Raw genomic sequence first — 235 nt, 5'->3', positions numbered from 1 at the left:
AGCACCACGACCATCTCGGTGAAGGTGCTGGACAGCAAGCTGGTCGCCGGCACCGACAGTGAAGTGACGGTGTACGAGAAAGCCCTGGACCTGACCAAGGACGGCAATGACCTGGCCGGTGGCAACGTCGAAGGGAGCGATCCACATTCCAACGCCGAAACAGCATCCGGTTCGCTGACCAATGCGGTCACCGGTGGTGTCGGCGCGTTGACCTTCACCCTGGTCGGCAATGCTG

At 61.7% G+C, this 235-nt stretch carries 1 protein-coding gene; it reads left to right on the top strand.

What is annotated here, in order from left to right:
- Positions 1-235: hypothetical protein (locus DM373_RS28615; protein WP_157966929.1), on the top strand; the 235-nt coding region annotated here is incomplete at both ends.

Source organism: Pseudomonas sichuanensis, from assembly GCF_003231305.1.
Lineage (GTDB): Bacteria > Pseudomonadota > Gammaproteobacteria > Pseudomonadales > Pseudomonadaceae > Aquipseudomonas > Aquipseudomonas sichuanensis.
This window is presented reverse-complemented; position numbering and strand designations above follow the sequence as displayed.